This window comes from Psychromicrobium silvestre, from assembly GCF_013408295.1.
In the GTDB taxonomy this organism is placed as follows: domain Bacteria; phylum Actinomycetota; class Actinomycetes; order Actinomycetales; family Micrococcaceae; genus Renibacterium; species Renibacterium silvestre.
This window is the reverse complement of record NZ_JACBYQ010000001.1, coordinates 562903-580636: the sequence shown is the minus strand read 5'-3', so window position 1 is coordinate 580636 and position 17734 is coordinate 562903. Positions and strand designations below refer to the sequence as shown.

Sequence of the window (17734 nt, the reverse complement as noted above, 5' to 3'; positions counted from 1 at the left end):
TCAGCCGTCCTTTTCTGTGCTGTGAAAATCTGTCTTGTGAAAATCTGCGTTGTTGGATTCTGTACTGTGCGATTCGTGATGTGGGGTAATGCTCCGCAAAAGTTCGAAAAGCGGGGTTCTCTCCGCCGCTTTCTGAGTTCGGAAGCCGGTATCTAGAGCTTGTTCGCCCAGTCGCCAGCTAAGTACCAGTAGCCCGTCCTTTTCGACGAACTTTCCGGCCATCCCGCTCTCCAGCCGGACGTCGTCGTACTGCTCCTTGGCAATGAACAGATCCGGGGCACCGCTACGGCTGAAGAGAATGCCTTCCGGGTGAACGCTCAACCGGCTCCGGGTCCGCAAGCCCAGGCTGTGCACCGCGATCCGGTCCAGCCAGTCCCCCTCGCTAGTGGTGGCCACATACTGACCTTCGACGTCGGCCAGCGGCTCGGTGAGCTCCGGCACCTCGGGTAGGGGCTGAGTATCGGCCTGCCTACGTTGCCGGTTACGCCAGCCCCACCAGATCAGGGTGAAGACTCCGAGCACCAGGATGATTGCGAAGATGGTGGGAAAAACCTTATCCATCAGCTGCGCACCCCTGGATTCTGCGGCAAGGAGTTCTGCTGCGGCAGCGAGGCATTCAAAGCGGCGTCCAGAACCGTGGGATGCCCTCGGAAGAAAGTAGCCTGCACGGCACCGGGCAGTTCAAGACCGGCGAAGGGCGAGTTGCGGCCCTTGGTGGCCATCAGCTTCGGGTCAACGGTCCAACGCGCGGCGGGATCGACCAACACCAGATTGGCTGCTTCCCCGGTTCGCAGTGATCCGCCCTGCCAGGGCAGCTGACCGATTTTGGCTGGGGTTTGCGAAGTGATTCGGGCAACCTGCTCCCAGCCGATTAGCCCGGTCTCTACCATCGTGTGCTGCACCACGGAAAGCGCGGTCTCCAGACCCGTCATCCCCATCGCGGCCTGCGCCCATTCGCATTCCTTGGCTTCGCTGGGGTGTGGTGCGTGATCGGTGCCCACCACATCGATGGTGCCGTCCGCCAGCCCGGCCCGCAGCGCCTGGACATCCTCGGAGGTACGCAGCGGCGGGTTGACCTTGAACACCGGATCATAGCTGCGCACCAGCTCATCGGTGAGTAGCAGATGATGTGGGGTGACTTCGGCGGTGACCTTAATCCCCCGGGCCTTGGCCCAACGGATGATCTCCACGCTGCCAGCAGTGGAAACGTGACAGACATGCAGCCGGGAATCGACATGCTGGGCCAGCAGCACATCGCGGGCGATGATGCTCTCCTCGGCGACCGCGGGCCAACCCTGCAGACCAAGGACCGCTGAGACCTCCCCCTCGTTCATCTGGGCGCCCTCGGTGAGGCGAGGTTCCTGCGCGTGCTGGGCCACCACGCCGTCGAACGCCTTGACGTATTCCAGCGCTCGACGCATCAGTGACGGGTCCCAGACGCACATTCCATCATCGGAGAAGACGCGCACTCGGGCCCGGGAATCGGCCATTGCGCCAAGCTCTGCCAGGCGCTGCCCGGCTAGTCCCACGGTCACCGCGCCCACCGGGCGGACCTCGGTCCAGCCAGCCTCCAGGCCAAGGCTATAGACCTGCTCCACCACTCCGGCGGTATCCGCTACCGGGGTGCTGTTTGCCATCGCATGAACTGCGGTGAAGCCACCCTTGGCCGCCGCCTGGGAGCCGGTCAGTACGGTTTCGGCGTCCTCCCGGCCGGGCTCGCGCAGGTGGGTGTGCAGATCGACCAGTCCGGGCAGCGCCACCAGGCCTTCGGCATCGATAACTTGTGCGCCCGAAGAGCTAATCGGGGTCTCGCTCACTTCGCTGAGCACGCCATCGGTGATCAGCAAATCAGCCCGCACGCCGCCGAGCACCGATGCGCCTTTAATCAAGTAGTTGCTCATGCTGTGCTTCCTTTACTCTGTTCGGTGCTTGCTGCCGGGTGGTTTTCGGAGCTGTGCCTGGAACCACCGCTGAGCAGCAAATAGAGAGCCGCCATTCTTACCGCGACTCCATTGCGAACCTGCTCCAGCACGGTGGAACGAGGGGAGTCTGCCGCCGCGGAGGAAATCTCCAGGCCCCGGTTCATCGGTCCGGGATGCATCACGATGGTGTCCTTGAGTCCCAAGGTGTCCAGGCTGGCTAGGCGGCCATCATCAAAACCCCACCGCCGAGAGTATTCGCGTTCGGAAGGGAAAAAGGCGGCATTCATCCGCTCCCCCTGCACCCGCAACATCATCACGGCGTCAACTCCCGCGGCGAGGGTGCGGTCCAGATCGTAGCTAACTTCCACCGGCCAGGAACGCACTCCCAGCGGCAGCAGGGTGGGCGGCGCCACCAAGGTCACCGAAGCACCCAGCGTCTTCAACAGCCAAACGTTAGAGCGGGCCACTCGGGAATGCAGTACATCGCCGACAATGGCCACCCGCATGCCTCTAAGGTCTGAACCTGTTGAGGGCACCCCGTGTAGCTTCGCCCAATGCCGTCGCATCGTGAAGGCATCCAGCAGAGCCTGAGTGGGGTGTTCGTGGGTGCCATCGCCCGCATTGATGACCACCGCGTCGATCCAGCCGGAGTTCGCCAACTGTTGCGGTGCGCCGGAGGCTCCATGCCGCACCACCACGGCATCGGCGCTCATCGCTTCTAAGGTCTGAGCGGTGTCCTTAAGGGATTCGCCCTTGGAAACCGAGGAGCCTTTGGCCGCAAAGTTGATCACATCGGCGCTCAACCGTTTAGCTGCGGCCTCAAAAGAGATCCTGGTTCGGGTGGAGTCTTCGAAGAAAAGGTTCACTACGGTGCGACCGCGCAGCGCGGGTAACTTCTTCACCTCACGGTCGGTCACCGCCGCCATTTCCTCGGCGGTGTCCAGAATGGCCAGGGCATCGCTGAGCGCAAGATCGTGTGTTGATAGAAGATGTCTCATGCCTGCACCCCCTCCTGGGCCGGGCCTTCGATCAAAACTTGCTCTGCGCCGTCGTCGGTCTCCGCTAGCTGCACCCAAACCCGCTCGCTGGAGGAGGTTGGCAGGTTCTTGCCCACGTAGTCCGCTCGAATCGGCAATTCCCGGTGCCCGCGATCGACCAATACGGCGAGCCGAACGACCTTTGGCCTGCCCAAATCGACCAGAGCGTCCAGTGCGGCTCGGATGGTCCGTCCGGAATAGAGCACGTCATCAACTAGCACCACGACTTTGTCGTCAATGCCCGACGGCGGCAGCTCGGTTCGCTGTGGAGCGCGGGTGGGCTGCCGGGACAGGTCGTCACGAAACATGGTGACATCGAGCTGACCAACAATATCCGCGGCCGTAACCCGGGGTTCTGCGGCGGCGATCTTCGCTGCCAACCGTTGCGCCAAGGGAAAGCCTCGACGTGGAATGCCCAGGAGCACGAGTTGCTCGGGACCTCGATTCGATTCGAGGATTTCATGCGCAATGCGCGTCAGTGCACGGTCAATGTCCGCACTACCCAGAACCACGCGCCCGTTGCCGGTTCCCGTAGCCTGAAGAGAGTTGTTCATGCCGATGCCCCCTTCCCCGCCTCACAGGACGGAATTAAAAGTGGATCGTTGCAGTTCAAAGCTATCACAGCAGTATCCCCGCCGATTAGCCCAACTGCTTGGTTTAGTCACCCGATACGCCGTAAAGTATGGGCTATGACCACCCCTTGGCAGGATCCGAACAATCCACAGAACTGGCAGCCACAGCCAGAGGTGCAGCAATACGATCAGTATGGCCAGCCGATCTATCCGCAGCAACAGAATCAATATGGGCAACAGCCCTACAGCCAAGATCAGTACGACCAACAACAGTACGGTCACGGTCAGCACGTTCAGCAGCCTGCCCCACAGAATCTCTACGGACAGAATCCCACTGATCCGGCCACGCAAAACTACTACCAAGGCCAGCCGGCTCAAACTCAGCCTCATCAAGGCGGCTACGGTCAGCAGCAGCCGTTCTACGACCAGAACGCAGGCTATGGTGGACCCTACCAGCCGGGGCAGAATCAGCCATTTCAGAATCAGCAGCCTTATGTGACCCCGATCAATCCCACTTGGATGGGACAAGTAGAGCCGGAGAACTACACCCCGGCTCCTAACTACGCTCCGACTCAGCCAATTCAGCCGGTGTGGACCCATCAGCAGGCAAAGCGCACCGGCAGAACACTGAACATTGTGCTGCTGGTGAGCATCACCTGCCTGGTGGTTGCCTTGCTGGCGATCTTCCTGGTGCTACCCAATCTCTATCGAGCTGCCGGACCGGCGGGAATTATGGTGGGCTTCCTGCTCTCCCTCTTCCCCTTGGCGGCCGTGCTGCTCACGGTGTACTTCATTGATCGCTGGGAACCGGAACCCCGTTGGATGCTGGGATTTGCTCTGCTCTGGGGTGCCGCCGGATCGATCGGCACCACCCTTTTGATTCAACCCGCCTGGGTCAGGCTCTTCATGCCGCAGGACCTTTCTAAGCTAGAGGCCTCTCAATGGCTGGCGAGCTTTGAAGCACCCCCGGTGGAGGAATTCTCGAAGGGGCTGGGCATTTTGCTGATAGCCCTCTTCGCACGGAAGTATTTCGATGGCCCGGTTGATGGTGTGGTGTATGCAGCCACGATTGCCGCGGGCTTTGCCTTCACGGAGAATATTCAGTACTTCGGGCGTACCTTCGTGGATCCGGACAGCGGTGCTCTGGGCCTGAGCATTATCTTTATCATCCGTGGCATCTTCAGTCCCTTCGGCCACGCACTTTATACAGCTTGCACGGGTGTTGCGGTCGGTTATGCGGCTCGCAAGGGGAACACCGGAATGATCATTGGCTTCTTCTTCATTGGCTTGGTGCCTGCGATGATCTTCCATTACATCTGGAACAGCGCGCCCACGCTTTTCGAACCCACCGATCTGCCCAGTTTCCTGGCCTCGGTGTTCCTGCAATCGGTGGTCTATGAGGGTCCATTGCTGGTGCTCTGGGGCGTGGGGATTTACTTCTTACGCAAATCGGAGGCGAAGCTCACCCAGCGGCGGTTGGCCGAATATGCGCAGAGCGGTTGGTTCACTCCGGAGGAAGTCATTATGATCGCTACCCCGGCCGGTCGCCGGAACGCGATGAATTGGGCTAAAACCTTCCGTCGGACGCAGCCGATGAAGGAGTTCATTCGTAAATCCACCTCGCTGGCCTATACTCGCCAGCGCATCCTGGTGGGTGCGAGCCAAAAGCAGAATCAGTCCGATGAGCAGGATCTGCTGAATGAGATTACCGCGCTACGCCCGATGGTTTTGAACTGAGCCGCTCCGGCTCCGTCGAGTGTGGAGAGTCGAGTGTGGAGATCTGCACGCTAAACAGCGCTCAAAAGATGCAGATCTCCACACTCGGAGGTGCTAAGCGGAAGGATTAGGCGAGCAGCGTTGGCTTCAACTGCTGCAAGCGGCCCAATAGACCGTTCACGAACTGTGGCGAATCATCGGTGGAGAGGGTCTTGGCCAGCTCAACGGCTTCGCTCACCGCAACAGCGTCGGGGACCTCATCGTTGTACAACAGTTCCCAAGCGCCTACCCGCAAGATGATTCGGTCCACCGAGGGCATCCGCTCGAGGGTCCAGCCCTTGGCATAGGTCTGCAAAAACTCGTCGATCGTTTCCTGCCGGGCGGCTACGCCGTCCACCAGTTGCACCGTGTACTCACCAATGATCTGATCGGTGCTATCACGCCGGACCTGCAAAACTTCCGCTGCGGTCTTCTCCCGCTGCTCGGCTTCGAACAAAATGTCCAGAGCCCGACGCCGGGCCTTACTACGCGATCTAGTGCTGCTAGTTCCAGACTCCACTAGCTAACTCGACCCAAATAGCTGCCGTCGCGGGTATCGACCTTGACCTTGGTGCCCTGCTCAACAAACAGCGGAACCTGGATTTCGTAACCGGTTTCCAGGGTGGCACCCTTGGTTCCAGCGGAGGAACGGTCGCCCTGCAAACCAGGCTCGGTGTAGGTGATCTCCAGGATCACCGAGGCCGGAAGCTCAATGTATAGCGGGGTTCCCTCGTGCAGGGCGATATTGACGTTCAGATTCTCCAGCATAAAGTTCACTGCATCGCCAACAACCGAGCCGGGGACGGTGATCTGGTCGTAATCCTGGGTGTCCATGAAGACGAAATCTTCGCCATCCTGGTAGAGGTACTGGTAATCGCGACGGTCAACGGTAGCGGTCTCAATCTTGAGGCCAGCGTTGAAGGTCTTATCCACAACCTTGCCGGAGAGCACATTGCGCATCTTGGTACGCACGAAGGCGCCGCCCTTGCCAGGCTTGACGTGCTGGAATTCGATGATATTCCAGAGCTGCCCGTCGAGGTTAAGCACCGTTCCGTTTTTGATGTCGTTAGTAGTTGCCACTGTGTCTCTTCCTGGAGGTTCAGCCTGAGATACTCAGGCCGAGATATTCGGCGGATGTTCAGCTTGTCAAAAAACCAGCACCCATTCTATCGTGTTTTTCCCTTGCCCGGATCAAACCGGATCAAAACCCCGTTCAAAGCCGGGTTCAAGCCACCGACTCGGCGCGTTCGACCATTTCCCGGGCTCGTTGCAGGGCCACGGTAGAGGAGTAGATCAGCGCGGCTTCGGCACCGGCCGCCACTCGTTGATTGAGGGCCGAGCTAAAGCTACTCGCGGCAGATTGGTACTGACCGGCCACGAAGTACGCTTTGCCTAAATGTTGCCGAATAACCGATTCCCAGTGACTGTCACGGTACTCCGTGACTAGGTTTCGCAATCTGCGGATCGCGCGCTCCGTTTCGTGTACCGAACGCGCCAGATCAGCTTCCAAAATCCGCAGTCTCAAGGACCCAGGATCGGCCAAACGGGCTTCGGCGATAAGCTCTGCCGCCCGATTATTCTCCCCACGAGCCAGCAAGACGAAAACCCGTTCGCCATCGTCGGAACTAGCCTGAAAAGCCTGCTCGCAGGCCTCCTCGTCAATCACTTCACATAACAGCGTCTGCGGATTGATGGCGATCCCAGGGAACCCAGCGTCGGGCCAATCCGAATAATCCGAAAACTCTGAATAGCTGCTCATTCCGCAATCTCCTGATAGGCCGCAAAGAGTAATGAGGTGTCCGGGACATCCAAAATGCCCGGTTTGGCTAGCCCGTCAAGAACCACGAAGCGCAGCAAATCGCCGCGAGACTTCTTGTCCCGGCGCATCCCGTCGAGCAAACCCTGCCAGCGGTCCCGTCGGTAGCTGGTCGGCAAGCCCAGCGATTCCAGTACGCTGCGGTGCCGGTCCGCCACCTCGTCGCTGAGCCGTCCCACGCTGCGGCCTAACTCTGCCGCGAACATCATGCCCACGGAGACAGCCGCCCCGTGCCGCCAGGAATAACGCTCTACCAATTCAATAGCGTGGCCCAGGGTGTGGCCGTAATTGAGGAACTCGCGTTGACCGGACTCCTTCAGATCAGCCGAAACCACTACCGCCTTGACCGTAATGGCCCGCTCGATGAGTTCCCGAAGCACTTCCGAGGCTGGGTCTCTAACAGCCTCCGGATTCGCCTCGATCAATTCCAGGATCTTCGGATCGGCAATGAATCCGCACTTCACCACCTCAGCCAAACCCGATACCAATTCATTGACCGGCAAAGTGGACAGGGCATCTAGATCTGCCAGTACCGCAGCGGGCGGGTGAAAAGCCCCGACTAGGTTCTTGCCCTCCGCAGTATTAATACCGGTTTTGCCTCCGACGGCGGCATCCACCATACCGAGCAAACTGGTCGGTAGGTGTACCACCTTCACTCCGCGTAGCCAGGTGGCTGCGACAAAACCAGCCAGATCGGAAACGGTTCCACCACCCACCGAGACAATCGCATCGGATCGGGTGAAGTCATTCTGCCCCAGCACCTGCCAGCAGAAGGCCGCCACCTGGATATGCTTGCCTTCTTCGGCATCCGGAATTTCTGCGGTGACCGCGGTAAAGCCAGCGGAGGCGAGTTCGTCGCGCACGGCGTCACCGGTCATCCGCAAGGCTCTGGGGTGTACCACCAGCACCCGGCGCACTCGCTCTCCGAGCAAGCCGGGCAACCCGGCCAGCAATCCACGGCCCACCACTACCTGATAGTTCTCCTGGGGCTGTGCTCCGGTGATATCGATGACTGTGTTCGGAACACTCATTGAGACTCTCCATCGTGAATATTTGTGCGCAAATCAAGTTGTTCAAGCAAGCTCTGAGCCAGCTCGCGGGCGCTGCCCTGGCTGACGTCCAGGGTGAGATCCGAAAGTCGCTGATAAACGCCTTCGCGTGAGTTTTTGAGCTGTTGCCAGCGCGCTATCGGGTCCTCCCCCGCCAATAAGGGTCGGTTCGAGGAACGCAGAATTCTTGCCCTTACCGTCTCCGGCCGAGCATTCAGATAGACCACAGTGCGTCCAACCAGCAATTGCTGGGTTCCGGTGTCCAGCACGGCACCGCCGCCCAAGGAAAGCACCAAAGGCGCTTCCGATCGCAACAAAGTAGCAATAGTGCGGGCCTCAAGCTGGCGGAACCAGCTCTCCCCTCGCGAAGCGAAAATATCCGAGATCTTGCCGTGCTGAGACTCCACCACTTGGTCGGAATCAACGAATTCCCAGCCCAGAAGTTGTGCCAACTCGGCTCCGAGCGTGGTCTTCCCCACGGCCATTGGACCGATCAGCACCACGGTGCGGGACGGTTGGGCGGTATTGCTCACAGCGGCTGAGACTCCAACTCCTGCGGGATATTTGCCAGGTATTGACGCAGATTGCGCTGCGTCTCAGCCAGGGAGTCACCACCAAATTTCTCCAGTACAGCCTCGGCGAGTACCAGTGCCACCATCGCCTCGGCAACCACCCCAGCAGCGGGCACCGCACAAACATCGGAGCGCTGATGATGAGCCTTAGCGGGCTGTCCGGTGGCAACATCGACGGTACGCAAGGCGCGGGGCACCGTGGCAATCGGCTTCATCGCGGCGCGCACCCGCAGGCTATCGCCGATGCTCATGCCACCTTCGATGCCGCCTGCCCGGTTACTCAATCGACGGATCGCACCATCTTCGTCCAGAACGATTTCATCGTGGGCAGCGGAGCCTCGCCGGGCCGCGGTGCGGAAACCATCCCCCACTTCCACGCCCTTAATGGCCTGGATGCCCATGAGCGCGGCGGCAAGCCGAGAATCTAGGCGCCGATCCCAGTGCACATAACTACCAAGTCCCGGCGGTAAGCCGTAAGCCAGCACCTCCACCACACCGCCTAGGGTCTCGCCTTCTCGGTGAGCCGCATCTACCTCTGCCACCATCGCAGCGGAAGTCTGCTGGTCAAAGCAGCGCAGCGGATCGGTGTCGAGTGCCGCCACATCGGCAGCGCTAGGAAGCGCAGTTCCCTCCGGGACCGAAACACCGCCGACGGCAACGGTATGGCTGACCAAGCTAATCTCTAGCTGAGCCAGAAAACGTGAGGCAACAGCACCCAGCGCCACTCGCATCGCGGTCTCGCGCGCGCTTGCCCGCTCCAGCACTGGACGAGCCTCATCGAAGCCATACTTCTGCATACCGGTGAAATCGGCATGTCCTGGTCTGGGTCGGGTCAGCGGGGCATTGCGAGCCTGACCTTCTAGCTCTGCCTGATCGACGACGTCGGCCGCCATGATCTGTTCCCACTTGGGCCATTCGGTATTACCGACCTCGATGGCCACCGGGCCACCCTGAGTGCGACCGTGCCGAACCCCACCGAGCAACCGTACCTGGTCCTCTTCGAACTTCATTCGGGCACCCCGGCCGTAGCCAAGGCGACGGCGAGCCAGTGCCGCCTGAACGTCCTGACTGCTGATTTCAATTCCGGCGGGCAATCCTTCAATGATCCCGGTCAGAGCCGGGCCGTGGGATTCTCCCGCAGTAAGCCAACGCAACATAAATACATCCTGCCACTAACCGTGCCGTGACTTAGCGTCGGTTACCGATTCGCCAAGCCGATTGAGTCACACATCACATTTAGCAAGCCAGACTGATCCACTGGAGTGATCCCGGTGAAGAGCTTGACCTGCTCCACTGCCTGATAAAGCAGCATCTCCAAACCGGAAACCACCGTTCCACCACCGGCTTGCCAATGCTTTGCCAAGGCACTGGGCCAAGGATCATAAGCCACGTCGAGTAGTAATCCTCCGGTGGGCTCAATGGCTCCGAGCAGTGAATCGGCCGCCCTGGGCGGCAAGGTGCTCAGTAACAGTCCAGGTCGTTGACCGGGCAGCTCCCCGAGCGAGCGGATCTCCAACTCCAGCTCCAGTTCTGCCGCCACTGCGTGCAGGGCGCCGACCTTAGTGGTGTCTCGTAAATAGATCTGCACGGCGCTAGCGCCCAGTAGCTCTAAGGCAGCCAGCGCCGCCAGGGTGGTCCCGCCGCCGCCCAGGATCGCCGGCGGCGCAGATTCCGGATCGATGCTTCGCAGACCGGCATGCCGCAGCGCTCCGAGAATGCCAAGTACATCGGTATTGCTGCCCAGCAAGCTGCCATCCGAACGGAACTGAACGGTATTTAGCACGCCCAAGATGCGGGCACCGACGTCGAGCTCATCCACAAGAGGCACCAGCGCCGCCTTATGCGGCATGGTCACTGAGAGGCCCAGCCAAACGGGCTCGGAACGGAGCCGGGCGATGAACTGAGCCAAGTCCTCGGGTGGCACGTCAATGGCGGAATACTCCACCTCAAGCTCAAGCCACCGATAGGCAGCTCGATGCAGGGCGGGCGACTTTGAATGCGCGATCGGATGACCAATCACCGCAGCCTTCATAACACCCGCTCGCTTACTGGCACTTGCCGGTGTTCGCCTGGCACCAAGCCTGGTACTTCTTCACGTTCGCCTCGTGCTGCGCCAAGGTTGTGGCGTAGAGGGTCTCGCCGTTATCCAGATTCACCGTCACCCAGAAGTAATAATCATTCGCTTCCGGATGCGCTGCAGCCTGAATGGCTGCGTTGGTGGGCGATCCAATCGGCCCAATCGGCAGACCCGGATTGGCGAAGGTGTTGTACTTATTCGACTTATCGAGTTTTTGAGTGTTGGTGATGTTGTAGGTCTTGACACCCAGACCATAGGCCACGGTGGCATCCGATTCGAGACGCCCACCGGTTACCGCGGTGGTGTTCTTCAGCCGGTTTTCAATGGCTCCCGAGATCTTCGCGTAATTCGCCTCATTACCTTCGGCCTCGACAATACTGGCGATGGTCAGCACCCGAAATTGTTCCTCGGGGTCGGTCACCCCGGCCTGGGTCAACTCATCCTTAGTCTTTTGAATCATCTCCGTGAGGACTTGTTTTGCCGTCATATCAACCGCGAATTGGTACTGACCAGGAGACAGGTAGCCTTCCAAAGAAGGAGCCTTAGCCGGTAGACCCAGGGCAGTCGGGGTCTTAGCCAGAGTGGTGAAATCGCTGAGCGGTAGGCCAGTCGCCGTGGCGAGCGCAGCGAAAACCTCCGATTGTCGCAAGTTCTGTTGAATCGGCGCATAGTGCACCTTTTGCTTGCTAGCAGCCAGCAAAACGGTCACCACATCGGCGGCCTTCATCTCTTGCTTGAGGGGGTAAACCCCGGGCAGCAGCAGGCTAGCGCCATTCGCGGCATTCAGGGCGTCAACGAAGGCCCCCTCACTGGCCACCACATTCTGCTTCACCAGGTCAGCGGCAACGATGCGGGCAGAGGCGCCATTCGGCAAGGTGTAATTAACCTCGCCCTGCCCCGGACCGGGGAAATCCTTGGTGGTGTTGAAGTTCAGCATTGGGCTGATTACCTGCACGGCGAAGTAGCCTGCCACCACAAAAGCGGCGACAATCAGAATGAAAATCAAGCTACGACGGCGACGGCGCACCTTCCGTGAGGTGCGGGCGGCTCTACGGGAGTGCGCGGGAGTCTGCTCGAAGTGCTCGATGACGTTTGCCGGGCCCTCCGGAGCCTGCTCGGCAGGCTCATCGGTAAAAATAGGGTTCATGGGGCGACCCTGAGCGGGCTCATACAGATCTTAATGCGTTGTCCTCACTGTCCGTCGAGGTCGAGCCGCTCGGTTTCAGCAGCGTCGACGTGAGCGATTACCAGTTCCCCCACTGGCGCACGCACAGACTTTTCCATCTCCAAGGCATGCTGCAAAATGCCAACAGCAGCCACTTGATCCACTACTTTACGTTGCTCCCGCCCGGCCACGCCAGCCGAACGTAGTTGCTGATGAGCGGTGACCGAGCTAAGTCTTTCGTCGATGAGCCGGACTTGAGTGCTCATGCCAGCCTTTTCTAGCAATCCAGCCAGCAGTCCGGCGAGTTCCCTAGCCAGCTGAGCCGACCCACTTTCGCCGCCGCGCAAGGTCTGTGGCAGGCCAACGTAAATCACCACGGCCTCGCGTTCAGCAGCTTCCTGGACGATGATCCGCAGATCGGAATTCTTCTTTTTATCCCGGCTCAGGGTGCGCCAAGGAGTAGCCAAGATACCGTCCGGATCGCAGGCTGCGACGCCGACGCGGACCGTGCCCACGTCGACGCCCAGCCGTACTCCAGGCCTACTGCTCATTGCTAAACCAATCCTCAGGAAGCCTGCAGTGCCTGTCGAATAGCGGCCAGCGCTGCCGGTATCTGAGCACTATCGCTGCCACCACCCTGGGCAACATCGTCCTTGCCACCGCCACCGCCACCGAGCACGCCAGCGGCCACCCGGACCAATGCCCCAGCTTTAACTCCGGCACCGCGAGCCGCCTCATTGGTGGCGACCAAAACCAGCGGTCGGTCGTTCGCAGTGCCTGCAACAGCCACCGTAGCGGCATCAGCGCCAAGCCGCTCGCGGAGGTCAAGTGCCAGCGAACGCAAGTCATCAGCGCCGCTGACCTGACCGGCGTCGTGCGCAATCAAACGAACCGAGCCAAGTTGCTCAGCCTTGCCCACCAATGTTCCGGCCGCCGCGGTGAGTTGCTCCTTGCGCAGCTTCTCCAATTCCTTTTCGGTATTCCGTAGCTTGCTCAGAGTGGCAGCAATTCGCTCACTGAGCAGGTTTGACGGCACCTTGAGCAACTCGGTCAATTCGGTCACCAAGGCGCGTTCAGCGGCCAGGTGACGGAAGGCATCTAGACCGACGAAAGCCTCAACCCTGCGGTTTCCGGAACCCACCGACTGCTCCCCCAGCAGGGTGAGCGAACCGATCAGGGCGGTATTGGAAACATGCGTGCCGCCACAGAGCTCGCGCGACCAGGCGCCGTCGATCTCCACAACACGCACCCGATTGCCGTAGTTCTCACCGAACAGCGCCATTGCACCCAGCGCCTTGGCTTCCTCCAATGGCATCTCGGCGGTCTGCACCGAGAAGTTGTTCCGGATCGCAATATTGGAGACTTCCTCGATCTCCGAACGAGTGGCCTGGCTTAGCCCCTCGCCCCAGGCGAAATCGAAGCGCAGGTAGCCGGCCTTATTGAAGGAGCCACGTTGCAGCGCCTCCGGGCCGAGGATCTGATGCAGAGCGGCGTGCACAATATGGGTACCACTGTGGGCTTGTTCCGCGGCATGTCGACGTTCCCGATCGACGACGGCGCGCACCAGTGCGCCCTCCGCCACTTCACCTTCTCGCACCACAGCCTTGTGCACGCTGAGTCCCTTGACCGGGCGCTGGACGTCCAGCACCTCAATCACGAAGCCGTCACCGCTGATCAGGCCGGTGTCTGCTGCCTGACCACCCGCTTCGGCGTAGAACGGGGTCTCCGCTAGCACCAGCTCAATTTCAGCTCCGCCAACGGCTTGCTGCACGCGCTGGCCGGCACTGAGGATGCCGCGAATGCTCGACTCACCTTCCAGCTCCTGATAGCCAGTGAAAACTGTCTCACCCTGACCAAGCAGCTCATTGAAGGCGCTCAGATCGGCGTGTCCGCTCTTTTTCGCGCGGGAATCCGCCTGGGCACGTTGACGCTGCTCCAGCATTAGGGCGCGGAAGCCAGCCTCGTCAACCTTGACGCCCGCTTCCTCGGCCATCTCCAGGGTCAGGTCGATCGGGAATCCGTAGGTGTCATGGAGGGCAAAGGCATCGCTACCGGAGAGCGGCAGGTTTTTGCCCTTGGACTCCGTCACGGCTTCATCCAAACGGGCGGTGCCGGAAGCGATGGTTCGTAGGAAAGATTTCTCCTCGGCGTAGGCGATTCGGCTGATCCGCTCGAAATCCTCAGCCACCTGAGGGTAGAAATCCTTCATGGCGTCGCGCGAGGTGGGCAGCAAATCTGGCAGGCAAGCCCGTTCCACCCCCATCAATCGCATCGCCCGAACGGCACGGCGAATCAACCGCCGCAGCACATAGCCGCGGCCCTCATTGGAGGGGGCCACGCCGTCGGCAATCAGCATCAAAGCCGAGCGAACGTGATCTGCGACCACCCGCAGCCTGACGTCATCGGTATGGTGCGGATCGGCTGGATCCTCGGTGGAGGTGTATTCCTTACCGGTCAGTGCCGCAGCAGCGTCAAGAACCGGGCGGACCTGATCGGTCTCGTACATGTTCTCCACGCCCTGCAGGATCATGGCGAGCCGCTCCAAACCCAGGCCGGTATCGATATTGCGCTTAGGCAGTTCGCCCGCCACATCGAAATCTACCTTGCTGCGTACCGCGGAGAGCTGGTACTGCATGAAGACCAGATTCCAGATCTCGATGTACCGGGTCTCATCGACCACCGGGCCACCCGCTTTGCCATACTGCGCACCGCGATCGTAGTAGATCTCCGAGCAGGGGCCACCGGGACCGGGCTGACCGGTGTTCCAGTAGTTATCGGCTTTGCCGGTGCCTTGAATGCGCTCGTTCGGGATACCGATTTTATCCCGCCAGATGGCGCGAGCTTCCTCGTCCTTCTCGTCACCGTCTTCATAGACTGTGACCCATAGCCGCTCCGGGTCCAGCCCGTAGCTACCCTTTTCCAGCGGGCCGGTCAGCAACTCCCAGGCATAGCTGATCGCCTGTTCCTTGAAATAGTCACCGAAAGAGAAGTTGCCACACATCTGAAAGAAGGTGCCGTGGCGGGCGGTTTTGCCAACTTCCTCAATATCTCCGGTGCGGATGCACTTCTGCACGCTGGTGGCCCGATTCCACGGCGGGGTTTCGCGCGCCGTCAGGTACGGGATAAAGGGCACCATCCCGGCGATATTGAAAAGAATCGAGGGATCGGCTGAAATCAGCGAGGCGCTCGGCACCACGGCGTGTCCCCGGGCGGCAAAGAAATCAAGCCAACGCTGGGCAATTTCGTGGGTCTTCATAGCAGGTGGCAATCCTTACGCTTGTTCTCTGTGGTTCTCGTCAGTTTTCGTCGTCCAGGCCCAGGGCCGAACGTAATTCAGTTTCTCTTCGGTTCATGCCGTCCCAGACCGCATCGGCAAAATTATGCAGATCGTCATTGATTCGCCCCACTGCCCGGTTCAGTCCGGCCGGTCCGATCGATTGCTGGGCTTGGCCGAGCTTACGAGCCGCGATGACGCCAACGGTGACACCCAGCCCAAGCCAGAAAATTCTCTTAATCATCTCTTTCCCTCCAGCACTCAGCGGCTACGCTTGGCGCGCGGCTGGTCCTTCTTGCGATTCGTGAAGGCCTGGCGTACCCCGTAGGAGAAGGAGGCCACCTTAATCAGCGGCGAGCCCACGGTGGCGGCGATCAGCGAGGACAGCGCCGAGATATTGGCGGTGGCATCGGAGACATTGGACGTCATTCCATCCACCTTCTTGAGCTGTTCGTTGGTCGTGGTCACGGTGGCCGTGACCTCACCGATCAAGGGGGTGGTCTCCTCACTCAGGGCGCGAATGCTGCCGCTAAGTTCGTCAAAGACCTTGCCGAGCTTGAAAACCGGCACGGCCAGAATGGCCACCAGAATTGCGAAGACTCCTGCAGCAATAAGCCCGGCGATGTCACCACCCGACATGATGCCTCCTCAAATTTGTGCTTGATGTCTATCAGTACCTTACCGAGTTCTCTCGACAACGGAGAACTGGCCTGTGCAGGGGTCTATGCCCCTTAGCCTTCCCTGGTTCAGGATGGTCCACCGACTTCGGGATAGCCTACTGACGCGACCGTAGGCTATCCCGAAGCTGGTGCACTATCGCGAGCAAAGAGAGTGGGCCAAAGTATCCCGGACGCAAGGAAGCCCGCGACCTGGGCCGCGGGCTTCCTCAAGGTGCTGAGCGTGGAACGCTTAGCGTGCGTAGAATTCGACGACGAGCTGCTCTTCGCAGGTCACCGGAACCTCGGTGCGCTTCGGGCGACGAACCAGGCGAGCCTGCAGGCTCTCCAGCTTGACGTCCAAGTAGCCGGGAACGGCGGGGAGCACATCGCGGTGCGCGCCGGCGGCGGCAACCTGCAACGGAGCCATTACCTCGCTGCGCGGGTGAACGTGGATGAGCTGGCCTTCGGCAACCCGGAACGAAGGACGGTCAACCCGAGCGCCATCAATCATGATGTGGCGGTGTACTACGAGCTGACGTGCCTGGGCAATGGTGCGGGCAAAGCCAGCACGCAATACCAGGGCGTCAAGGCGCATTTCCAGCAGCTCAACCAGGTTTTCACCGGTCAGACCCTTGGTGCGACGGGCTTCTTCGAAGACCCGAGTCATCTGGGCTTCGCGGATGCCGTACTGAGCGCGCAGACGCTGCTTTTCGCGCAAACGAACGGCGTAATCGGAGTCCTGCTTCTTGCGGGCACGACCATGCTCACCCGGGCCATAGGGACGGCGCTCGAGGTACTTGACGGCCTTAGGAGTAAGAGCAATGCCGAGGGCACGCGAAATGCGAACCTGACGGCGGGCACGTGTGTTGTTAGCCACGGTGTCCTTCCAAATATCTGCAACAGGATAAGTCTGGCCTCCACGTCGGAGAGCTGGGGCTGTTGCGGCCCGCTGCTACAGCGCCTGGGCATACTCACATCGCCAATAGTTTGGGAGTTACTGTGAGGCTGGTGCCAGGGCTTGCCAGTGCAGCATCTATCTTAGCATTTCCATCCGCCGGTAGTTCCCTGCCCTCAGCGATCAAGATTTGGGGGATCGGCGGGTCTCAATAAGCAAGACATAAAGATCCAGCTACCGCGCGTATGGAATACATAAAACCAGGTTCCGGATGCTCCGAATGGTGGCATTAATGGATCTATGAGCAGCTATTCCCCAGAAACCAGCGCGCCCCGTCCTGCCGACCAAGACTACCAAACCACGGCTCAGGAGCAGCCGGGTCGAACCCAGGATTTTGTTTCCCTGGACGACGGCGGCGAGTTCCGCTATCACGCCTCGAAAGTCTCGCTTCTGGAGGACTTCGAATATCCGGCGGAAGCCATCTGCATCCTGGACCGTAACGGGCTAAGTTACGGGCTGATCTTCGATCAGGAGCACCGGCTGGCTCTAGGCTGTGCTCGCGGGCAGATCGATTTCCCGTGGTTACGGCAGAGCTGGTTGCGCGCTCAGAAGCTACGTCCCCAGTCCTATCCCTTACACCGGCTGCCACCGGCCAGCGCGGTTTCTCTGCTGAACGGGATGTTCGAGGCACTTCAGTTGGAGGCCAGCCCCTGCCCGCAACCACATTCCTGGACGGTCCGGTTAGCCGGATCGGTGCAGCACCTCAATAGTTTGGCGGAACTGGATCAAGCCTTGGCCGAGCAGGAGGAACTCGAGGAGGTATTAGTGCAGGACGCTTTCGGCCATAGTTACCACCCGCGACGCCACCAGATGCATCGCTTTCTTGCGCCTGCCGCAGGGTTTATTAGCTATGAGGAGGGCACCCGCGACCAGTAAGCGAC

19 protein-coding genes are annotated in these 17734 nt (G+C 60.1%); 2 read left to right on the top strand and 17 right to left on the bottom strand.

Annotation, left to right across the window (positions count from 1 at the left end):
• The 4 genes from FHU41_RS02785 to pyrR are packed head-to-tail and all read right to left on the bottom strand — an operon-like array spanning nucleotide 1 to nucleotide 3513.
• Entirely contained in the window at nucleotides 1-561 is a 561-nt protein-coding gene (locus FHU41_RS02785) for a PH-like domain-containing protein (protein ID WP_246279415.1), read from the bottom strand.
• Nucleotides 561-1901, bottom strand: a complete 1341-nt coding sequence (locus tag FHU41_RS02780) for a dihydroorotase (RefSeq protein WP_179388112.1) — start codon at nucleotides 1899-1901, stop codon at nucleotides 561-563. The genes FHU41_RS02785 and FHU41_RS02780 overlap by 1 nt, the downstream gene beginning before the upstream one ends.
• Complete coding sequence (locus FHU41_RS02775) at nucleotides 1898-2920, bottom strand: aspartate carbamoyltransferase catalytic subunit (protein ID WP_179388111.1); 1023 nt, start codon at nucleotides 2918-2920, stop codon at nucleotides 1898-1900. The genes FHU41_RS02780 and FHU41_RS02775 overlap by 4 nt, the downstream gene beginning before the upstream one ends.
• A complete protein-coding gene (gene pyrR, locus FHU41_RS02770) occupies nucleotides 2917-3513 on the bottom strand; it encodes a bifunctional pyr operon transcriptional regulator/uracil phosphoribosyltransferase PyrR (protein ID WP_179388110.1) in 597 nt (198 codons plus the stop codon). The genes FHU41_RS02775 and pyrR overlap by 4 nt, the downstream gene beginning before the upstream one ends.
• A gap of 135 nt (nucleotides 3514-3648) precedes the next feature.
• Here pyrR and FHU41_RS02765 point away from each other — a divergent pair, with 135 nt between their 5' ends.
• A complete protein-coding gene (locus FHU41_RS02765) occupies nucleotides 3649-5268 on the top strand; it encodes a PrsW family intramembrane metalloprotease (RefSeq protein WP_179388109.1) in 1620 nt (539 codons plus the stop codon).
• Nucleotides 5269-5374: 106 nt separating this feature from the next.
• Here the strand turns inward: FHU41_RS02765 and nusB are convergent, their stop codons facing one another.
• From nusB to rpsD, 13 genes are all read right to left on the bottom strand, one after another.
• Nucleotides 5375-5806: a transcription antitermination factor NusB gene (gene nusB, locus FHU41_RS02760; RefSeq protein ID WP_179388108.1), complete on the bottom strand. Its 432-nt coding sequence runs from the start codon at nucleotides 5804-5806 to the stop codon at nucleotides 5375-5377.
• On the bottom strand, nucleotides 5806-6366 hold the full coding sequence (efp, locus tag FHU41_RS02755; protein WP_179388107.1) for an elongation factor P: 561 nt from the start codon (nucleotides 6364-6366) through the stop codon (nucleotides 5806-5808). Before efp ends, nusB begins: the two co-directional genes overlap by 1 nt.
• A gap of 145 nt (nucleotides 6367-6511) precedes the next feature.
• Nucleotides 6512-7045 (bottom strand): tetratricopeptide repeat protein, encoded by a 534-nt coding sequence (locus FHU41_RS02750; protein WP_179388106.1) that lies wholly within the window; start codon nucleotides 7043-7045, stop codon nucleotides 6512-6514.
• On the bottom strand, nucleotides 7042-8133 hold the full coding sequence (aroB, locus tag FHU41_RS02745; RefSeq protein ID WP_179388105.1) for a 3-dehydroquinate synthase: 1092 nt from the start codon (nucleotides 8131-8133) through the stop codon (nucleotides 7042-7044). Before aroB ends, FHU41_RS02750 begins: the two co-directional genes overlap by 4 nt.
• Nucleotides 8130-8684, bottom strand: coding sequence for a shikimate kinase (locus tag FHU41_RS02740; RefSeq protein ID WP_343046229.1), 555 nt, complete (start codon nucleotides 8682-8684; stop codon nucleotides 8130-8132). Before FHU41_RS02740 ends, aroB begins: the two co-directional genes overlap by 4 nt.
• Nucleotides 8681-9880 carry a chorismate synthase gene (gene aroC / locus FHU41_RS02735; protein WP_179388104.1) on the bottom strand — a complete coding sequence of 400 codons (1200 nt, stop codon included), beginning with the start codon at nucleotides 9878-9880 and terminating at the stop codon, nucleotides 8681-8683. The genes FHU41_RS02740 and aroC overlap by 4 nt, the downstream gene beginning before the upstream one ends.
• A 41-nt stretch (nucleotides 9881-9921) precedes the next feature.
• Entirely contained in the window at nucleotides 9922-10755 is an 834-nt protein-coding gene (locus FHU41_RS02730) for a shikimate dehydrogenase family protein (RefSeq protein ID WP_179388103.1), read from the bottom strand.
• A 13-nt stretch (nucleotides 10756-10768) separates the two neighbouring features.
• Nucleotides 10769-11947, bottom strand: coding sequence for an endolytic transglycosylase MltG (gene mltG / locus FHU41_RS02725; RefSeq protein ID WP_179388102.1), 1179 nt, complete (start codon nucleotides 11945-11947; stop codon nucleotides 10769-10771).
• 44 nt (nucleotides 11948-11991) lie between these two features.
• Nucleotides 11992-12516, bottom strand: a complete 525-nt coding sequence (ruvX, locus tag FHU41_RS02720; RefSeq protein ID WP_179388101.1) for a Holliday junction resolvase RuvX — start codon at nucleotides 12514-12516, stop codon at nucleotides 11992-11994.
• A 14-nt stretch (nucleotides 12517-12530) separates the two neighbouring features.
• Complete coding sequence (gene alaS / locus FHU41_RS02715; protein ID WP_179388100.1) at nucleotides 12531-15221, bottom strand: alanine--tRNA ligase; 2691 nt, start codon at nucleotides 15219-15221, stop codon at nucleotides 12531-12533.
• 40 nt (nucleotides 15222-15261) lie between these two features.
• The gene (locus tag FHU41_RS02710; protein WP_179388099.1) at nucleotides 15262-15483 is read right to left on the bottom strand and encodes a hypothetical protein; all 222 of its coding nucleotides are present in this window, start codon (nucleotides 15481-15483) and stop codon (nucleotides 15262-15264) included.
• Between the two features lie 17 nt (nucleotides 15484-15500).
• Nucleotides 15501-15878: a DUF948 domain-containing protein gene (locus tag FHU41_RS02705; protein WP_179388098.1), complete on the bottom strand. Its 378-nt coding sequence runs from the start codon at nucleotides 15876-15878 to the stop codon at nucleotides 15501-15503.
• Nucleotides 15879-16148: 270 nt separating this feature from the next.
• Nucleotides 16149-16775, bottom strand: a complete 627-nt coding sequence (rpsD, locus tag FHU41_RS02700) for a 30S ribosomal protein S4 (RefSeq protein WP_179388097.1) — start codon at nucleotides 16773-16775, stop codon at nucleotides 16149-16151.
• 318 nt (nucleotides 16776-17093) lie between these two features.
• Between rpsD and FHU41_RS02695 the strand changes: the two genes are divergently transcribed.
• The gene (locus FHU41_RS02695; RefSeq protein WP_179388096.1) at nucleotides 17094-17729 is read left to right on the top strand and encodes a hypothetical protein; all 636 of its coding nucleotides are present in this window, start codon (nucleotides 17094-17096) and stop codon (nucleotides 17727-17729) included.
• Nucleotides 17730-17734: the final 5 nt, after the last annotated feature.

Excerpts from the sequence above, each read along its gene's own strand:
- FHU41_RS02785 (WP_246279415.1), bottom strand. The coding sequence starts at position 561 with ATGGATAAGGTTTTTCCCACCATCTTCGCAATCATCCTGGTGCTCGGA.
- FHU41_RS02780 (WP_179388112.1), bottom strand. The coding sequence starts at position 1,901 with ATGAGCAACTACTTGATTAAAGGCGCATCGGTGCTCGGCGGCGTGCGG.
- FHU41_RS02775 (WP_179388111.1), bottom strand. The coding sequence starts at position 2,920 with ATGAGACATCTTCTATCAACACACGATCTTGCGCTCAGCGATGCCCTG.
- pyrR (WP_179388110.1), bottom strand. The coding sequence starts at position 3,513 with ATGAACAACTCTCTTCAGGCTACGGGAACCGGCAACGGGCGCGTGGTT.
- FHU41_RS02765 (WP_179388109.1), top strand. The coding sequence starts at position 3,649 with ATGACCACCCCTTGGCAGGATCCGAACAATCCACAGAACTGGCAGCCA.
- FHU41_RS02750 (WP_179388106.1), bottom strand. The coding sequence starts at position 7,045 with ATGAGCAGCTATTCAGAGTTTTCGGATTATTCGGATTGGCCCGACGCT.
- aroB (WP_179388105.1), bottom strand. The coding sequence starts at position 8,133 with ATGAGTGTTCCGAACACAGTCATCGATATCACCGGAGCACAGCCCCAG.
- aroC (WP_179388104.1), bottom strand. The coding sequence starts at position 9,880 with ATGTTGCGTTGGCTTACTGCGGGAGAATCCCACGGCCCGGCTCTGACC.
- FHU41_RS02730 (WP_179388103.1), bottom strand. The coding sequence starts at position 10,755 with ATGAAGGCTGCGGTGATTGGTCATCCGATCGCGCATTCAAAGTCGCCC.
- mltG (WP_179388102.1), bottom strand. The coding sequence starts at position 11,947 with ATGAACCCTATTTTTACCGATGAGCCTGCCGAGCAGGCTCCGGAGGGC.
- ruvX (WP_179388101.1), bottom strand. The coding sequence starts at position 12,516 with ATGAGCAGTAGGCCTGGAGTACGGCTGGGCGTCGACGTGGGCACGGTC.
- alaS (WP_179388100.1), bottom strand. The coding sequence starts at position 15,221 with ATGAAGACCCACGAAATTGCCCAGCGTTGGCTTGATTTCTTTGCCGCC.
- FHU41_RS02710 (WP_179388099.1), bottom strand. The coding sequence starts at position 15,483 with ATGATTAAGAGAATTTTCTGGCTTGGGCTGGGTGTCACCGTTGGCGTC.
- FHU41_RS02705 (WP_179388098.1), bottom strand. The coding sequence starts at position 15,878 with ATGTCGGGTGGTGACATCGCCGGGCTTATTGCTGCAGGAGTCTTCGCA.
- FHU41_RS02695 (WP_179388096.1), top strand. The coding sequence starts at position 17,094 with ATGAGCAGCTATTCCCCAGAAACCAGCGCGCCCCGTCCTGCCGACCAA.